The 14979-nt window shown below is 62.1% G+C and carries 11 protein-coding genes, 1 tRNA gene and 1 rRNA gene; 3 read left to right on the top strand and 10 right to left on the bottom strand.

Annotated elements, in window-relative coordinates; genetic code table 11:
- The first annotated feature begins 27 nt into the window (after positions 1 to 27).
- Both fghA and ACB030_RS19075 read left to right on the top strand, forming a co-directional pair.
- Positions 28 to 882 carry an S-formylglutathione hydrolase gene (fghA, locus tag ACB030_RS19080; protein WP_371161976.1) on the top strand — a complete coding sequence of 285 codons (855 nt, stop codon included), beginning with the start codon at positions 28 to 30 and terminating at the stop codon, positions 880 to 882.
- 78 nt (positions 883 to 960) lie between these two features.
- Positions 961 to 1467 (top strand): DinB family protein, encoded by a 507-nt coding sequence (locus tag ACB030_RS19075; protein WP_371161975.1) that lies wholly within the window; start codon positions 961 to 963, stop codon positions 1465 to 1467.
- Between the two features lie 79 nt (positions 1468 to 1546).
- Here ACB030_RS19075 and ACB030_RS19070 read toward each other — a convergent pair whose 3' ends face one another.
- On the bottom strand, positions 1547 to 2269 hold the full coding sequence (locus tag ACB030_RS19070) for a head GIN domain-containing protein (RefSeq protein WP_371161974.1): 723 nt from the start codon (positions 2267 to 2269) through the stop codon (positions 1547 to 1549).
- Between the two features lie 340 nt (positions 2270 to 2609).
- Between ACB030_RS19070 and ovoA the strand changes: the two genes are divergently transcribed.
- Complete coding sequence (gene ovoA, locus ACB030_RS19065) at positions 2610 to 4760, top strand: 5-histidylcysteine sulfoxide synthase (RefSeq protein WP_371161973.1); 2151 nt, start codon at positions 2610 to 2612, stop codon at positions 4758 to 4760.
- 57 nt (positions 4761 to 4817) lie between these two features.
- Here the strand turns inward: ovoA and ACB030_RS19060 are convergent, their stop codons facing one another.
- From ACB030_RS19060 to ACB030_RS19020, 9 genes are all read right to left on the bottom strand, one after another.
- On the bottom strand, positions 4818 to 5789 hold the full coding sequence (locus tag ACB030_RS19060) for a bile acid:sodium symporter family protein (RefSeq protein ID WP_371161972.1): 972 nt from the start codon (positions 5787 to 5789) through the stop codon (positions 4818 to 4820).
- A 268-nt stretch (positions 5790 to 6057) separates the two neighbouring features.
- Positions 6058 to 7500, bottom strand: coding sequence for an amino acid permease (locus ACB030_RS19055; RefSeq protein WP_371161971.1), 1443 nt, complete (start codon positions 7498 to 7500; stop codon positions 6058 to 6060).
- 174 nt (positions 7501 to 7674) lie between these two features.
- Positions 7675 to 8013 carry a tRNA-binding protein gene (locus ACB030_RS19050; RefSeq protein WP_043163426.1) on the bottom strand — a complete coding sequence of 113 codons (339 nt, stop codon included), beginning with the start codon at positions 8011 to 8013 and terminating at the stop codon, positions 7675 to 7677.
- Positions 8014 to 8089: 76 nt separating this feature from the next.
- Complete coding sequence (locus tag ACB030_RS19045) at positions 8090 to 9535, bottom strand: amino acid permease (protein WP_371161970.1); 1446 nt, start codon at positions 9533 to 9535, stop codon at positions 8090 to 8092.
- Between the two features lie 103 nt (positions 9536 to 9638).
- Positions 9639 to 10094, bottom strand: coding sequence for a beta-galactosidase subunit beta (locus tag ACB030_RS19040; RefSeq protein WP_371161968.1), 456 nt, complete (start codon positions 10092 to 10094; stop codon positions 9639 to 9641).
- On the bottom strand, positions 10091 to 13159 hold the full coding sequence (gene ebgA / locus ACB030_RS19035) for a beta-galactosidase subunit alpha (RefSeq protein WP_371161966.1): 3069 nt from the start codon (positions 13157 to 13159) through the stop codon (positions 10091 to 10093). Before ebgA ends, ACB030_RS19040 begins: the two co-directional genes overlap by 4 nt.
- Before the next feature lie 319 nt (positions 13160 to 13478).
- Entirely contained in the window at positions 13479 to 14444 is a 966-nt protein-coding gene (gene ebgR, locus ACB030_RS19030; protein WP_317841764.1) for a transcriptional regulator EbgR, read from the bottom strand.
- Between the two features lie 155 nt (positions 14445 to 14599).
- Positions 14600 to 14714: ribosomal RNA gene (rrf, locus tag ACB030_RS19025) — 5S ribosomal RNA — on the bottom strand.
- 22 nt (positions 14715 to 14736) lie between these two features.
- A tRNA-Thr gene (locus ACB030_RS19020) sits at positions 14737 to 14812 on the bottom strand.
- Between the last annotated feature and the right edge of the window lie 167 nt (positions 14813 to 14979).

Raw genomic sequence — 14979 nt, 5'->3', positions numbered from 1 at the left:
TGAATGGGCGGGGCAAGGAGTCCTTCCATGAATCTGGACATCATCAGCAGCAACAAGAGCTTCGGCGGCTGGCACAAGCAGTATCGCCACAGCGCCACCGTACTGGGGTGCGAGATGCGCTTCGCCATCTATCTGCCACCCCAGGCCCTCACCGGCCAGAAAGTCCCGGTGCTCTACTGGCTCTCCGGCCTCACCTGCACCGACGAGAACTTCATGCAGAAAGCGGGTGCCCAGCGCATCGCCGCCGAGCTCGGCATCGCCCTGGTGGCACCGGACACCAGCCCCCGCGGCGAGGGGATCCCGGACGACCCCGGTTACGATCTCGGCATGGGGGCCGGCTTCTATGTCAACGCCACCCAGCACCCCTGGCGGGCGCACTACCAGATGTATGACTACGTCACCCGGGAGCTGCCCGAGCTCATAGAGACCCACTTCCCCGTCTCGACCAGGCGCGCCATCAGCGGCCACTCCATGGGGGGTCACGGTGCCCTCATCGCCGCCCTGCGCGAACCCGGCCGCTACCGCTCGGTGTCGGCCTTCAGCCCCATCAGCCACCCGAGCCGCGCCCCCTGGGGTCAGAAGGCCCTCGGCGCCTATCTCGGCAACAACCCCTTGCTGTGGCAGGAGTGGGACGCCTGCCAGCTGCTGCGCCACCATGACAGCCAGCCCCTGCCGACCCGGGTGGACGTGGGACTGGACGACCCCTTCCTGACTGAGCAGCTCGGCATAGACGCCCTGGCCGAGATCGCGACCGCCAAGGCCTGGCCCCTGGCGCTTCATCGCCATGCCGGCTATGACCACAGCTACTACTTCGTGGCGAGCTTCATCGAGGAGCACCTGCGCTTTCACGCCAGCCACCTCGGCGAGCCGGCCCAGAGCTGACATCCGCCAGACAGGCACCCCATGGTCGCCCGCCCCTTATCAGCGGGCGGCCATAAACAAGGGAACAAGGAGACAAGGATGACGATCTTCACCACGCTGCTGGCCATGCCAGACCAGTTCGCAAGACTGCTGGCACAGGTGCCCGCCGACCAGCTGGACTGGGAGCCCGCCAACTGGGCCGGGATCCCCTCCGAGCGCTTCAGCGCCCGGGGGCACCTCTGCCACCTGCTGGACATCGAGACGCAAGGCTATCAGGTGCGCTTTCGCCGTACCCTGGAGGAGAGCCTGCCGGAGCTCGCCTCCCTCGATGGCTATCAGCTGGCGCTGGACCATGATTACCCCCTGCAGGATCCTGCGGTGCAGCTCGACCGCTTTCGCACCGCCCGCCTGCAGACCGTCGAATGGCTGAAGACGGTGCCTTCCGGCGCCTGGCAACGGCGCGCCCGCTATGGCGGCTACGGCGAGGTGACCCTGGACGGTCTGGTGCGCCTGCTCGTCAGCCACGACCACCAGCACCTCGCCGGCATGCAGTGGCTGCTGATGCGGCTCAATGCGGATCTGGAGCTCGCGCTGCCCCTCGATTGAGGTACTGCGCCACGGGCGCTGCATCATGCAAAAAAGGCCCCGTGGGGCCTTTTTCATTGCAGCTCTGCATCGCAGGGAATCAGCTTCCCAACCGGCTCACCTGACCCGAACCCGCGATCTCGCTCTTGAGCTCGGGATCCCCCCAGTAGCTGACCGAGCCAGAGCCGGCGATCTCTATCTTGAGCCGCGACTGGGCCCGCACCTCGACCTCGCCACTGCCGGCGATACTCACCTCGACCTCCTCGCTGGCGAGCCCGGCGCCCTTGACGCCACCGGCTCCGGCGATGTTCAGCGCCACTACCCGGACGGAGCCCTGCCCCAGATCCAGGTTGCCCAGACCGGCTATGTTGCCCTCCAGCCGGTTCAGCTCCAGCCCGCTGGCCACTATGTCACCCGTGCCCGCCACCGACAGCACCAGCTCATCCCCCTTGAAGTCATGCAGCTCGCCATTGCCGATGCCCGCCAGCGCCAGCTCATGGAGCGTGGGCAGGGTGATGGTGATCTCCAGCGGCTCGGTGGGGGCCAGCCGATAGCCCTCCTTCACCTCTATCTCCAGCTTGTCGTCCTGCTCAGTCAGCTCCAGGTAGGGCAGCAGGTTCCCCTGCCCCCGGATCAAGATGCTCCTCTCTTCCCCCGCCACCAGCTGGATATTGGCGGGCACCCCCGCCAGCACCCGGGTCACCTCCCGGCCCAGGGGGTGCTGTTGCTCCACCAGGGCCCCGGCCCCGCTTACCTTGACGTCGTCCTGCCAGCTGCAACCACTCAGCCCCAGGGCCAGCACGGCTCCCATCATCCATTTCATCGCCACTCTCCTCGTTGTGTGTTGGCAAGCGCGGCCCCTTGGTCCGCGCAGCCTGGTGAAGGGGCAACTGCAAACCACATGCCACAGACACAAGGCTATGATTTTAAACTGAAAATCAGATTTCATCTTCACCATACCCTTCATCTCTGAGAGCCATTCAGACCATAAGTTGGTCAAACTCACCATGCCCGAACGGGGGGAGACAGCCCGCCGGCAGGGCCAGTCGCCGCCGGAGGAGCAAGTTTTTGGTTGCCGCCCCGGTCTGTTGAGCCAATAGTGATACCTTGTGCGTATAGAGCTCTCCACCGTGCATTTGTCACTGCCAACAAGGAGTCAGAGCGTGACCCAAGTCAGCCATCCATTCGCCAGCCCAGAGGGCCTGCCAGCCCCGACCCGCACCCCGCTGCTCGGCGGCGACCATCCCGAGCGCAAGCGCCGCGAGCTGCTCGACTACTTCTGTCAGACCTTCGATCTCTACGACAGCCTGTTTGACTGCCTGGCCGATGAGCGGGCCTGGTTCAACAAGGCGATCCCCCTGCGCCACCCCCTCATCTTCTACTACGGCCACACCGCCGCCTTCTTCATCAACAAGCTGCTGGCGGCGCGCCTCATCGACCGGCGCCTCGATCCCCGCATCGAGGCCATGGTGGCCATAGGGGTGGACGAGATGAGCTGGGACGATCTGGACGAGACCCACTACGACTGGCCCGCTGTGGCCGAACTGCGCGACTACCGTGGCCGCGTGCGCGCCCTGGTGTGTGATTTCATCGAACGTATGCCGCTGACCCTGCCCATCGACTGGCAGAGCCCGGCCTGGGTCATCCTGATGGGCATAGAGCACGAGCGCATCCACCTGGAGACCTCCAGCGTACTGATCCGCCAGTTGCCCCTGGCCTGGGTGCAGCCGCAGCCCTATTGGCCCGCCTGCACCCAGGCCCGCCACAGGCGCGACCAGGTGCCCGCCAACAGCCTGCTGCCGGTGGCGGGCGGCAAGGTCCGCCTCGGCAAGCAGGACGCCACCTACGGCTGGGACAACGAATATGGCGAGCGCCATATCGAGCTGGCCCCCTTCCAGGCCAGCCGCATGCTGGTGAGCAATGCCGAGTACTTCCCCTTCGTGCAGGCGGGCGGCTATGAGACCCGGGCCTGGTGGGACGACGAGGGCTGGGGCTGGTGCCAGTATGCCAAGGCGCGCATGCCCAGCTTCTGGGTCGGCGACCCCAACGAGCCCGAGCAACTGCAACTGCGGCTGATGACGGAGCAGGTTCCCCTGCCCTGGGACTGGCCGGTGGAGGTGAACCAGCTGGAGGCCGCCGCCTTCTGCCGCTGGAAGGCAGCCCAGACCGGCCTGCCCATACAGCTGCCGAGCGAGGGAGAGTGGGCGCTGCTGCGCGAGCAGGTGCCCGGGGATCAACCGGACTGGATCGAGGCACCCGGCAATATCAACCTGGCCCGCTTCGCCTCCTCCTGCCCGGTGGATGCCTGCCCCCAGGGCGACTTCTTCGATCTGGTGGGCAACGTCTGGCAGTGGACCAGCACCGCCATCGACGGCTTCGAGGGGTTCAAGGTGCACCCGCTCTACGACGATTTCTCCACCCCCACCTTCGATGGCAAGCACAGCCTCATCAAGGGGGGCAGCTGGATCAGCACAGGCAACGAGGCGCTCAAGTCGTCCCGCTACGCCTTCCGCCGCCACTTCTTCCAGCATGCGGGCTTCCGCTATCTGGTCTCACGCTATCAGGAAGCCATCACAGTGAACCCTTATGAAACCGACGCCCTGGTGGCGCAGTACCTCGACTTCCAGTACGGCCCGACCCACTTCGGGGTTGCCAACTACGCCCAGACCCTGGCCAGCCTCGCCAGCGAGCTGTGCAGCCGCCATGAGCGGGCGCTGGACATCGGCTGCGCCACCGGCCGCGCCAGCTTCGAGCTGGCCCGCCACTTCCGGCACGTGGACGGGGTGGACTACTCGGCCCGCTTCATCGACGTGGCGCTGGCGCTGGCCAGCCAGGACAGCTTCCGCTATGCCCTGCCCCTGGAGGGGGATCTGGTGGAGTATTGCGAGGCGCGCCTCTCCCGCCATGATCTGGGCCGCGAGCAGAGCGATCGGGTCCACTTCAGCCAGGGGGATGCCTGCAACCTCAAGCCCAAATACGAGCACTACGATCTGGTGCTCGCCGCCAACCTGATCGACCGGCTGCGCGAACCCGCCCGCTTCCTGCGGGACATTGCTCCGCGCCTTCGCAGCGGCGGCCTGCTGGTGCTCACCAGCCCCTACACCTGGCTGACCGACTACACTCCCAAGGCGAACTGGCTCGGCGGCATCCGGGAGAACGGCGAGGCCCTCTCCACCCATCAGGCGCTGCAACGGCTGCTGGCGGCGGAGTTCGAGGAGCTGTGCCCGCCGAGAGACGTCCCCTTCGTCATCCGCGAAACCGCCCGCAAGCACCAGCACACCCTGGCCCAGCTCACCGTCTGGCGCAAACGCTGACGAAGCGGCACACGAAAGAGGGAGGCCCATGGCCTCCCTCTCTTTTATCCGGGCATCTTACCCCTGCTGGGCCTGGGGCAGGGGCTCCTGCTCGCGGTAGCGGCGGGCCAGCACGGCGCACACCATCAGCTGGATCTGGTGGAAGATCATCAGCGGCAGCACCATGACCCCGACGCTGGCGGCGGGGAACATGACGTTGGCCATGGGCACCCCATTGGCCAGGCTCTTCTTGGAGCCGCAGAAGACTATGGTGATCTCGTCCGCCCGCTCGAACCCGAGGCGGCGGCTGATCCAGAGGTTCCAAGCCAGCACCAGCGCCAGCAAGACGCAGCTCAGCAGCACTATGCTGGCGAGATCGTACCAGCCGACCTGATGCCAGATCCCCTGCACCACGGCCTCGCTGAAGGCCACATAGACCACCAGCAGTATGGAGCTCTGATCCAGCTTGCCGATCAGCGGCCGGTGGCTGTCGACCCAGCGACCGATGAGGGGACGCGACAGATGACCCACCACGAAGGGCAGCATCAGCTGCACCATGATGGCCTGGATGGAGTGCCAGGTGTCGACCCCCTCCCCCTGCACCTGGATCATCAACCCCACCAGCACAGGCGAGAGGAAGATGCCGAGGATGCTGGAGGCCGAGGCGCTGCACACCGCCGCCGACACATTGCCCCCCGCCATGGAGGTGAAGGCGATAGCCGACTGCACCGTGGCGGGCAGGGCGCACAGATAGAGGAAGCCGAGGTAGATGGCCGGGCTCAGCCACTGGGGCACCAGCGGCGTGAGCAAGAGCCCCAGCAGCGGAAACAGCAGGAAGGTGCTGGCCATCACCACCAGGTGCAGCCGCCAGTGGCCGAGGCCCGCCAGCAGGTTCTGGCGCGACAGCTTGGCGCCATGCATGAAGAACAAGAGCGCCACCGCCAGCTTGGTCAGCAGCGCGAACCAGACGGCCACTTGCCCCTCGCAGGGGAAGAAGGAGGCCAGGGCCACCACGGCAATCAGCACAGAGGTAAAGGGATCCAGACGCACGGGGAGTCTCCAGAGAAAGCGCGTCCCGCACCGGATGGGGACGACAGGGCACAGGAGGGTATCCTCTGACGGCGACCCTCGATACGAAACCCCAGCTTACCCCGAACACAGGGTGGCGCAAAGTTGAGCGGCGGCCCCAGGCATTCAGTGAAATTAAACGAGTTGGTTTTTTGTGCTTTAAAACTAAACACCCGGGGCGGCCATGGCGGGCCGCAGAGACAAAAAAACGGGTGGCCAGAGGCCACCCGTGCTGCACCGCAGTCGATGCTCAGATCTGCCGGGCCAGGGTGTCGCCACCCGCCTTGCCCCCGGCCGCCAGCTTGCGGGCCTGACGCTTCTCGAAGCGGGAGATCCACCAGTAGGCCAGCGCCGAGAAGACGGCCGTCATGAAGACGTTGATGAAGAAGGCGCGCACCAGATCCACCCCGGCCGGGAAGGCGGAGGCGCTCATGCTCACCACGAAGATGGTGATCAGCACAGAGACTACCGCCATGCCGAAGGTGCGCGACCCCATGCGGAAGTCCCGGGGGGTGTCGTCATGTTTCCAGCGGAACACGAAGTAGGCCACCATGATGAAGATGGGCGGCAGCATGGCGGTACCTGCGGTGAGGTTGATGGCGGTATTCATCATCTGCTGCACCGACTCGGAGCCGAAGCCGTTGACCACCAGCATCACGAACACGAAGACAAACTGCCACCAGGCGGCGCGCACCGGCACCCCGTGCTTGTTGAGCTGGGTGGTCTTGTCGCCGTATACCCCCAGGGGGATCTCGGAGAAGTGGATCTTCACCGGCGCCGAGGTCCACATCATCATGGAGCCGAACATGGCGATGAAGAGCACTATACCGACCGCACGGCCCACTAGCGTCTCGGAGATCTGGAAGTACTGGGCCATGCCGGTGAAGATCTCCACCATGCCGCCGGCATAGGTGAGGCTTTCGCGCGGCACGAAGACGTTCACCAGCAGGGAACCCAGCGCATACATGGCACCGATGAGAATACCGGCAGAGATAATCACCTTGATAAAGGACTTCTGGCCACCCTTCACATCATTGAGATAGGCAGCCGCCGTCTCGGCACCACCCGCCGCCTGGAAGATCCAGCACATGATGCCGAGCGTCGCCCAGTTGATGGTGGGGGTCATGGCTGCCATGGTGATGGGTTCGGCCGCCACATGATCACCACCGAGCGCGGTCAGGGCACCCAACACATAGATGGCGAACAGGGCGAAGACGCCGTAGGCCACCATCTCGGCAATCTTGCCCAGCCAGGTTGCCCCCTTGGTGGAGATATGGGTCGCCGCCGCAAACAGCAGTATGGAGATGATCGAGGTCACCATGGGAGAGAAGCTGTACTCATAGCCCAGCATGGCGTAGGAGGCGTAGGCGATGACATTGGGCAGCAACGAGATAAACCAGAACAGGTTCACAAACCAGTAGAGGAAGGAGCCGAGGTAGGCCATCCGGGTACCGAGCGGCTTTTTCAGCCAGTCGTACATCCCCGACTCGGAGTTTTTGTTGGCCGAGACGAACTCGGCAATGATGAAGACGAAGGGCACGAAGTAGACGAGCGTGGCCAGCAGGAAGATGGGGGCTGAGCTGAGCCCCAGCTCTATGTTGTTGTTGACGATGTTGCGCACGTTGAACACGGCGGCAAAGGTCATCGACAACAGGGCAAACTTGCCTATGGTGCCGCGTACGGAATCAGACATATCTCCTCCAATGGAATCGCGTTCCCTGCGGGTAACGCTGTGACTCTGAATGTGTTCGGCGCCCGCCAGCTGGCCGCGCCGTTTACTCTCTTGTTATGGTCAGAGGGGCAGCTCATGGCGCCCCTTCACACACCGACGCAGCTCTGCTGCCCCGGCGTTACATCAGTCGATCGCTTAAACGATCGGGGTGCCCGGCGCCATCGGCACCCTGGGCTGCAACAACACGCTCTGGCTCTCGTCCGGGGTCTCGGCGCAGAGCAACATGCACTCGGATCGCTCGCCGCGCATCCTGGTGGGCTTGAGGTTGGTCAGCACCACTACCTCGCTACCCATCAGCTCCTCTTCGCTGTAATGGGGCACCAGACTGGTGACGGTCTGCAGCGGCCGCTCGCCCCCCACGTCAATCTGGACGATATAGAGTTTGTCGGCCCCGGGGTGGCGCACCACCTCCAGCACCTTGCCCACCTTCATCTCCACCCGTTTGAATTCGGCAAACTCGATCGTCTCGCTCATTCTCTTTTCCTTTTCTGGTTCAACGGTTTGCGGGTGGCCAACGGCCACCCGGTTTGATTGGGAGTCAATGCGGTGCTTATGGCGTCTGCATGGCAACCTGGGCCGCCGGCTGGGCCTCTTTCGCGCGCGCTTCGGCGCTGAGGGAGGCCTCGTATCTGTTGTATTTCCACCAGGCGAAGCCGAGGAAGATCACGATCCCGCCGACGTTGTAGAAGACGATGGTCATGATGTCGGCGCCGGTCGGGAAGGTGGAGGCGAGGAAGCCCACCGAGAAGATGGCGATCAACACAGAGACCACGGCAATCCCCGTGGTGCGTGAGCCCATCTTGAAATCACGCGGCAGGTGGTCCAGCTTCAGGCGCAGATTGAGGTAGGCCAGCATGATGAACAGCGGCGGCAGCATGGAGGCGGCAGCGGTCATGTTGATGACGGTATTCATCAGCTCTTGCGCGGTGTTGGAGCCCAGGGTCGGGATCACCATCAGCGGAAATACGATCAGGTACTGGATCCAGGCGGCACGGGCTGGCACGCCGTTCTCGTTCAGCTCGACCGTCTTCTTGCCGAAGATGCCAGCCGGGATCTCGGAGAAGAAGATCTTCACCGGAGTGGCCGTCCACATCAGCAGGGAGCCGAACATGGCGGTAAAGGAGACCAGCCCGACGAAGCGGTTCATAAACACGGCGGGCAGACCAAAATGGGCAGCCAACCCCTCGAACACCTGTACCGAGCCGCCAGTGAAATGCAGGGTATCGCTCGGAACGAAGACGTTGATCAACAGCGACGCTATGGAGTAGAGCACCCCGATAAAGAGCCCGGCGATGATGATCACCTTCACGAACGACTTGGAGCCCCCTTTCACATCATTGACGTAGACAGCGACCGACTCGGCGCCACCGGCCGCCATAAAGATCCAGGTGGTAATGCCGAGGAAGGCCCAGCTGAAATCGGGGACCATGGCCTCCACCGTGATGGGATCGGCCGGTTGCACACCACCGACTAACGCCACACCTGCCAGCAGAATGTAGGAGAGGGTCAGCAGCAACATCAGGGACGAGGTCACCGAGGTGATGGGACCTAGCATCTTGGCGCCGTTGGTGGAGACATAGGTGGCAAAGGCAAACAGCACCATGCTTAACGCCGTGGTCGCCACCGGGGTAAAAATGTATTCGTAGCCGAGGAAGGCGTAGGAGGCGTAGGCGATGACCCGCGGCAGCAAGGAGGTGAAGAAGAAGAGGTTCACGAACCAGTAGGTGTAGGCGGAGATAAAGGCCCAGCGACCGCCGAGGGAGCTCTTCACCCAGGCATACACCCCCGCTTCGGAGTTCTTATTCAGTGACACAAACTCCGCAATGATGAGACAGAACGGAATGAAGTAAAAAATGGTGGCCAGAAAGAACATCGGAGCGGACGCCAGACCGATCTCGATGTTGTTGTTGATGACGTTGTTGAAGCTGAATACCGCCGCGAAGGTAAGCGACAGCAGACCGAACTTGCCTATCGTATTGCGTTTGGCATCTGACATTTTCCATCTCCAGACCTGTAGTTATTTCCGCGAAAGAGCGGGGCATGGGTTGTAGGGTGAGCCCCGCCCTTCCGGCTTTTATCAGTGCAAAAACAGCGGCTTGTTATTTGTTTTTGAAGTAGCCGCCTTCGACCGTGACCTTGATGATCAGCTTGCGCACCGGCCCGTCGCCGACGAACCGGTAAGCCTCGTCGTTCTCGAAGATCACCACCTGACCGTTGCCGACTTTCTGGCGCTCACGCACCTCACCGGCCAGCCACTCGCGATCCGTGGTGTCGTCATAGGCCAGCTCGACGCCCAGCTCGCGCTTGGCAGCCCACTCCACCGTCTCTTCCCCTTCCAGGTAGTAGTGGACGTCGAAGTAGCGGCGCTGCCCCTCAAACAGGGAGGTGGCCGGGCTGACCCCCTCCTGCAAGCGGTAGGTGAGGGAGTCACCGATGGAGTGGCAGATGCCGGGCTTGAGGTTGGCCAGGTTGTCGATGGCCTCCACGCAGCGGCCCCACTTCTTGCCCTCCCGGTAGATGTTTTTGAACAGGGTCAGGTTGCCTAAGGTGATCATGCGAGGTTCCTCCCGCCGTTGATGCTGAGATCGAGCCCGGCCAGCGCAGCCGGATTGAGATTGCCACGGGCGATGGGCAGCAGGGTCAGGCCAAAGCTGAACGGCTCGAAGCGCACCCGCCAGGAGTCCAGCACCTCGGAACCCCAGGAGTTGGAGCCCAGCCCCAGCACCTTGTGATCCAGATTGAGGGTGAGATAGCCGCTAGGCTCCAGCTCGTTGATGTGCTGCGCCCCGTGGATATGCTCCCAGCTGTAGGGCCAGACGCTCAGGTTGATGGGGGCATCGGGCCGCACGTAGAGACCGGCGCCGTGACGGTTGGTCAGGGTCGCCCAGCGCACCTGCTGGCGGTTGCCGTTGTCCTGCGGGAAGGGGTAGTGCTCCCACATCTCGCCGACTGTGCTGTTGAAGCTGTCAATCCAGTTGCTCTGGCGACTGTCCTGATAGTTCTCGCCCGGGCCCATGCCAAGGTAGTGCACCCGATCGAGATCCTGACGAATGCCCAGCTCGAAGCCGATCTTGGGGATGATGTCGTCATAGCCGCCGTAGGGCTGGCCGGACAGTGCCACATGCAACTGGCCGTTCGGGCTCAGGGTGTAGACGTAGCGGCAACGCATGCCGAAGTCGAACACCGGCGGCGCGATCAGGCTCTCGACCGTCACCTCGACCGCCTCGCCCAGCTGACGCCAGCTTAAGGTGCGGAAGTGCTCCTGCATGATCTGCAGGTGATTCGGGTGCCACAGGCTCTCGTACTCCTGCTTGTGGTTGTCGATCATCGGCTTGAAGAAGGTGAGGCGCGGCGAGCGCTCGATGAGCTCGACACCGTCCTGCTGCCAGCTCACCAGCTTGCCGTCAAGGCGCGAGAAGCGCAGGGCAAAGCCGCTGCCGCTTAAGACAAGCGCGAGGCGCTCGTCGGCAATCTGCAACGCAGTGGCGTTGGGATTGGCAAAGGGCTGCAGCTGGCGAGTCGACTCTTTCAGCCGGAACTGGTACTGGCCCAGCTCGTGCTCCGCCGCGCTGTAACGGGTGGCACTGGCCTTGATGACCCGCAGCTGGACGAAGGTTTCCCGCCCATCGAGGGATGGCAGTTCGAGTTGCAACTCGGTGATGGCACCGGGGGCCACCCCTTCCAGCCGGATTTGCTGGCTGGCCAGCAGTTCACCCTCTGCCTTCACCTCGACCAGCAGACGGATGTCGTCGAGAGTGGAGAACCAGTAGCGGTTTTCCACTTCCAGCTTGCCGCTGGTCAGATCCAGCGCCCGCACCTTGACCGGGCAGATCACCTGCTTGTATTCGCGCAGGCCAGGCCCCGGGGTCTGATCCGGATAGATGAGGCCATCCATGCAGAAGTTGTAGTTGTTGGGGTAGTCGCCGTAGTCGCCGCCGTACTTGTAAACGGCGCGGCCCTGCTCGTCCTGATCCAGAATGCCGTGATCGCACCACTCCCAGATGTAGTGGCCCTGAATGTGAAGGTGACGGTCGAATACCTGCTGGTATTCGCTCAGGCCACCCGGGCCGTTGCCCATGGCGTGGGCGTATTCGCAGATAATGCGCGGCTTCTCCATCGGGAACTCGCCGAAGCAGTTCATCTGGGAGACGCGCGAATACATGGTGCTCACCACATCCACCACCTCGGCATCGCGATCCTCTTCGTAATGCACCAGTCGGGTCGGGTCGATCGCCTTGCAGCGCTGGTACATGGCTCTGATGTTGCAGCCGTAGCCGGACTCGTTGCCGAGCGACCAGATGATGATGGAGGGGTGGTTCTTCTGGGCGTGAACGTGGCGCTCGATGCGGTCCACGAACACCGGCTCCCAGAAGGGATCGTCGGTGATGCGGCTGAGATCGCCGACGTTGGCAAAGCCGTGGGTCTCCACGTCGGTCTCCGCCATCACGAACAGACCGTACTGATCGCACAGCTCGTAGAAGCGCGGATCGTTCGGGTAGTGAGCGGTGCGCACCGAGTTAAGGTTGTGCTGCTTCATCAGCACAATATCGCGTTCAACACGGTCCATGCCGACCGCGCGGCTCTTGAGGTGGTCGTTGTCGTGACGGTTCACCCCGTGCAGCTTGAGGTAGTGGCCGTTGACGTAGAAGAGACCATCCTTGACCTTGATGTCACGCACCCCGACCCGCTGCGGGATCACTTCCAGCAGCTCGCCCTGACCGTTGTAGAGGGAGAGTTGCAGCTGATAGAGGTAAGGATCTTCGGCGCTCCACAGATGGGGATTGGCCAGATCCAGGGTGAAGCGGCAATCACACTTGCCGTCGATGGCGAGATTGTCGAGCGAACCGCTGGCGATCTCGCTGCCCTGATCCAGCAGGGACCAGACCAGACGGTGATCACGGGCAGGTGCCCCCAGATTTTCCAGCTGGATATCGCAGCTCAGGGTGGCGCTGTCGTCGGCCAGCGCGGTGCGGATGAAGAAGTCCTGTACATGGGCGGCCGGTTTGCCCACCAGATAGACGTCGCGGAAGATCCCCGCCATCCACCACATGTCCTGATCTTCTATGTAAGTGGAGTCCGCCCACTGCATCACCCGCACCGACAGCAGGTTCTCGCCAACCTTGGCGTAAGCGCTGATATCGAACTCGGCGGTGAGGCGACTGCCTTTGCTGAAGCCGACATGGTGGCCGTTCACATAGACCTCGAAATAGGTCTCCACCCCATCAAACTTGATGATTACCTGCTCGCCGTCCCAGGCCTGGCTCAGCGTGAAGCTGCGCTGATAGGCGCCGGTGGGGTTGTTGGTCGGCACGAAGGGCACGTCGATGGGGAAGGGAAAACCTTCGTCGGTGTACTGCAGATTGCCATGCCCTTCCATCTGCCACATGTTTGGCACTGTGATCTGGCCCCAGTCGCTCATGGGGCTGTGGTAAAAGACTTCCGGCACCTGCAGGGGGTGGTCGAAGTAGTGGAACTGCCACCGGCCGCTAAGGCCCAGAAAACGGCGGCTCAGCTCGCGCTGCATGGTGGCCGCCAGCGCGTGGTCGGCATAAGAGAAGAAGTAGGCACGCGGAGCCAGCCTGTTTTCACCAACGAATTGGACGTTTTCCCAGTTATTCACATGTCCTCCCGGAACAAGGCAACTTTGACTGGGTAAACTTTAGATAAATATTTACTAAATATCAGTTTTGGATCGGTAAAGTTTTAACCTGATCACAATGGCTGGATGGTTTTGTGAGCGAGATCAGAATCGGAAGATAAAGGGAACAGAGTGCTCAGGAGTGGCATGGATGTTGATAAATGCAGGCAAAAAATGGCTAAAACCACTGTAAAACAATGCATTATGCATTTATCAGGAGAAATAAGGGAGAGAATGATGAAGGGATGAGGCCGCGCCACCGCAAGATGGCGCGACTAAAACAGCCTTTATTTTACTAAAATCAACGAGTGGTACCACGCAGGGTCAGGCGACTCGGCACCAGTACCCGAAGGGGAATATCACGCTCGTCACGCAGCCGTTCGACCAGCAGATTGACCCCCTGGGAGCCCATCAACTCGGAGTGGATCCGCACAGTGGAGAGCGGCGGGAAGGTGAACTTGGCGGTCGGAATGTCGTTGACGCTGATCAGCTCAATCTGCTGGGGAATCGCCAGCCCCCTCTCGTGAATGGCCCGCAGCACCCCAATGGCGATGGAGTCGGAGGCGACGAACAGCGCCTTGGGCCAGTCCCCTGCCAGCATCTCTTTTGCCAGTCGGTAGCCGGAGGCGCTGGAGAAGTCCCCGCGATAGAGATCGCTCTCCTGCACCACCCCCAGCCGCTGACCGTAGTCGAGGAAGGCCAGTTCACGGAGATCCGGCGCCTCATCCTGACCCCCTATATAGCCGATGCGACCATGCCCCTGGGCGATGAAGAAGTCCACCACCTGCTGGCTGATGAGCGCCAGATCCACATCCACGGAGTCAAATTCCCCCTGGGAGCGGCAATCCACGAACACCAGCTGAGCAGAGAGAGAGTGGAGCGCTGTCAGGCGCTCCTCAGGCAGGTGGCCGATGACCAGGATGCCGTCGACGGCGGAGAGCTCACGCCCCTCGGCGCCGTTATAGAAATGGGTCAGCTCTATGTTGAAGCGGGCGCACTGGGTCTCGATGCCATAGCGAATGGCGAGATAGTAGGGGTCGTTGACCTCTGTGCTCTGGGGGTAGGCATAGACCGCCAGGAAGTGCAGCTTGCTCTTGTGAACCCCCTTGCGGGCGCTACTGGTCTTGTACTCCAGCCGCTCGGCAATCTCGAAGATCTTCTGCCTGGTCTCTTCCTTGACGCTCAGCGTCGGATCTTCATTGAGCACCCGCGACACAGTGGCCTGGGACACCCCCGCCTCCTGTGCAATTTCCTTCAACGTGGCCATGCATACTCCTCTGGCGATGACTCCCGACAATACCTGACCAAGAGTAACGGGCAAGCCGCTGACAGCCCAGCATTTTTACTAAAAGAAGCCGGACTGCATCGAAAAAATCCCAAAGCAAAAAGGCCTCCCGAATGGGAGGCCTCTTCTAAATAGGTGCCTGACAGTGTCCTACTCTCGCATGGCGAATGCCACACTACCATCGGCGCTACCGCGTTTCACTTCTGAGTTCGGCATGGGATCAGGTGGTTCCACGGCGCTATTGCCGTCAGGCAAAAGCTGTATTACTTAATAATGGTGCTGATACCCAGAGTCGAACTGGGGACCTCATCCTTACCAAGGATGCGCTCTACCAACTGAGCCATATCAGCACACTAACCGGTAAAGACCGCACTGTGTGCGCTATCTAAATCCTCTGTCCAATACGACCTGACGTCGTATCGCGACCAACCACATCGCTGTGATTGCTTAATTGAAGCCTGGCAGTGTCCTACTCTCGCATGGCGAATGCCACACTACCATCGGCGCTACCGCGTTT

Origin of the sequence: Aeromonas sp. S16(2024) (genome assembly GCF_041403065.1) — a bacterium.
Classification (GTDB): Bacteria; Pseudomonadota; Gammaproteobacteria; order Enterobacterales; family Aeromonadaceae; genus Aeromonas.
The sequence above is the reverse complement of the archived record's forward strand: the minus strand, read 5'-3'. Positions and strand labels throughout refer to the sequence as shown.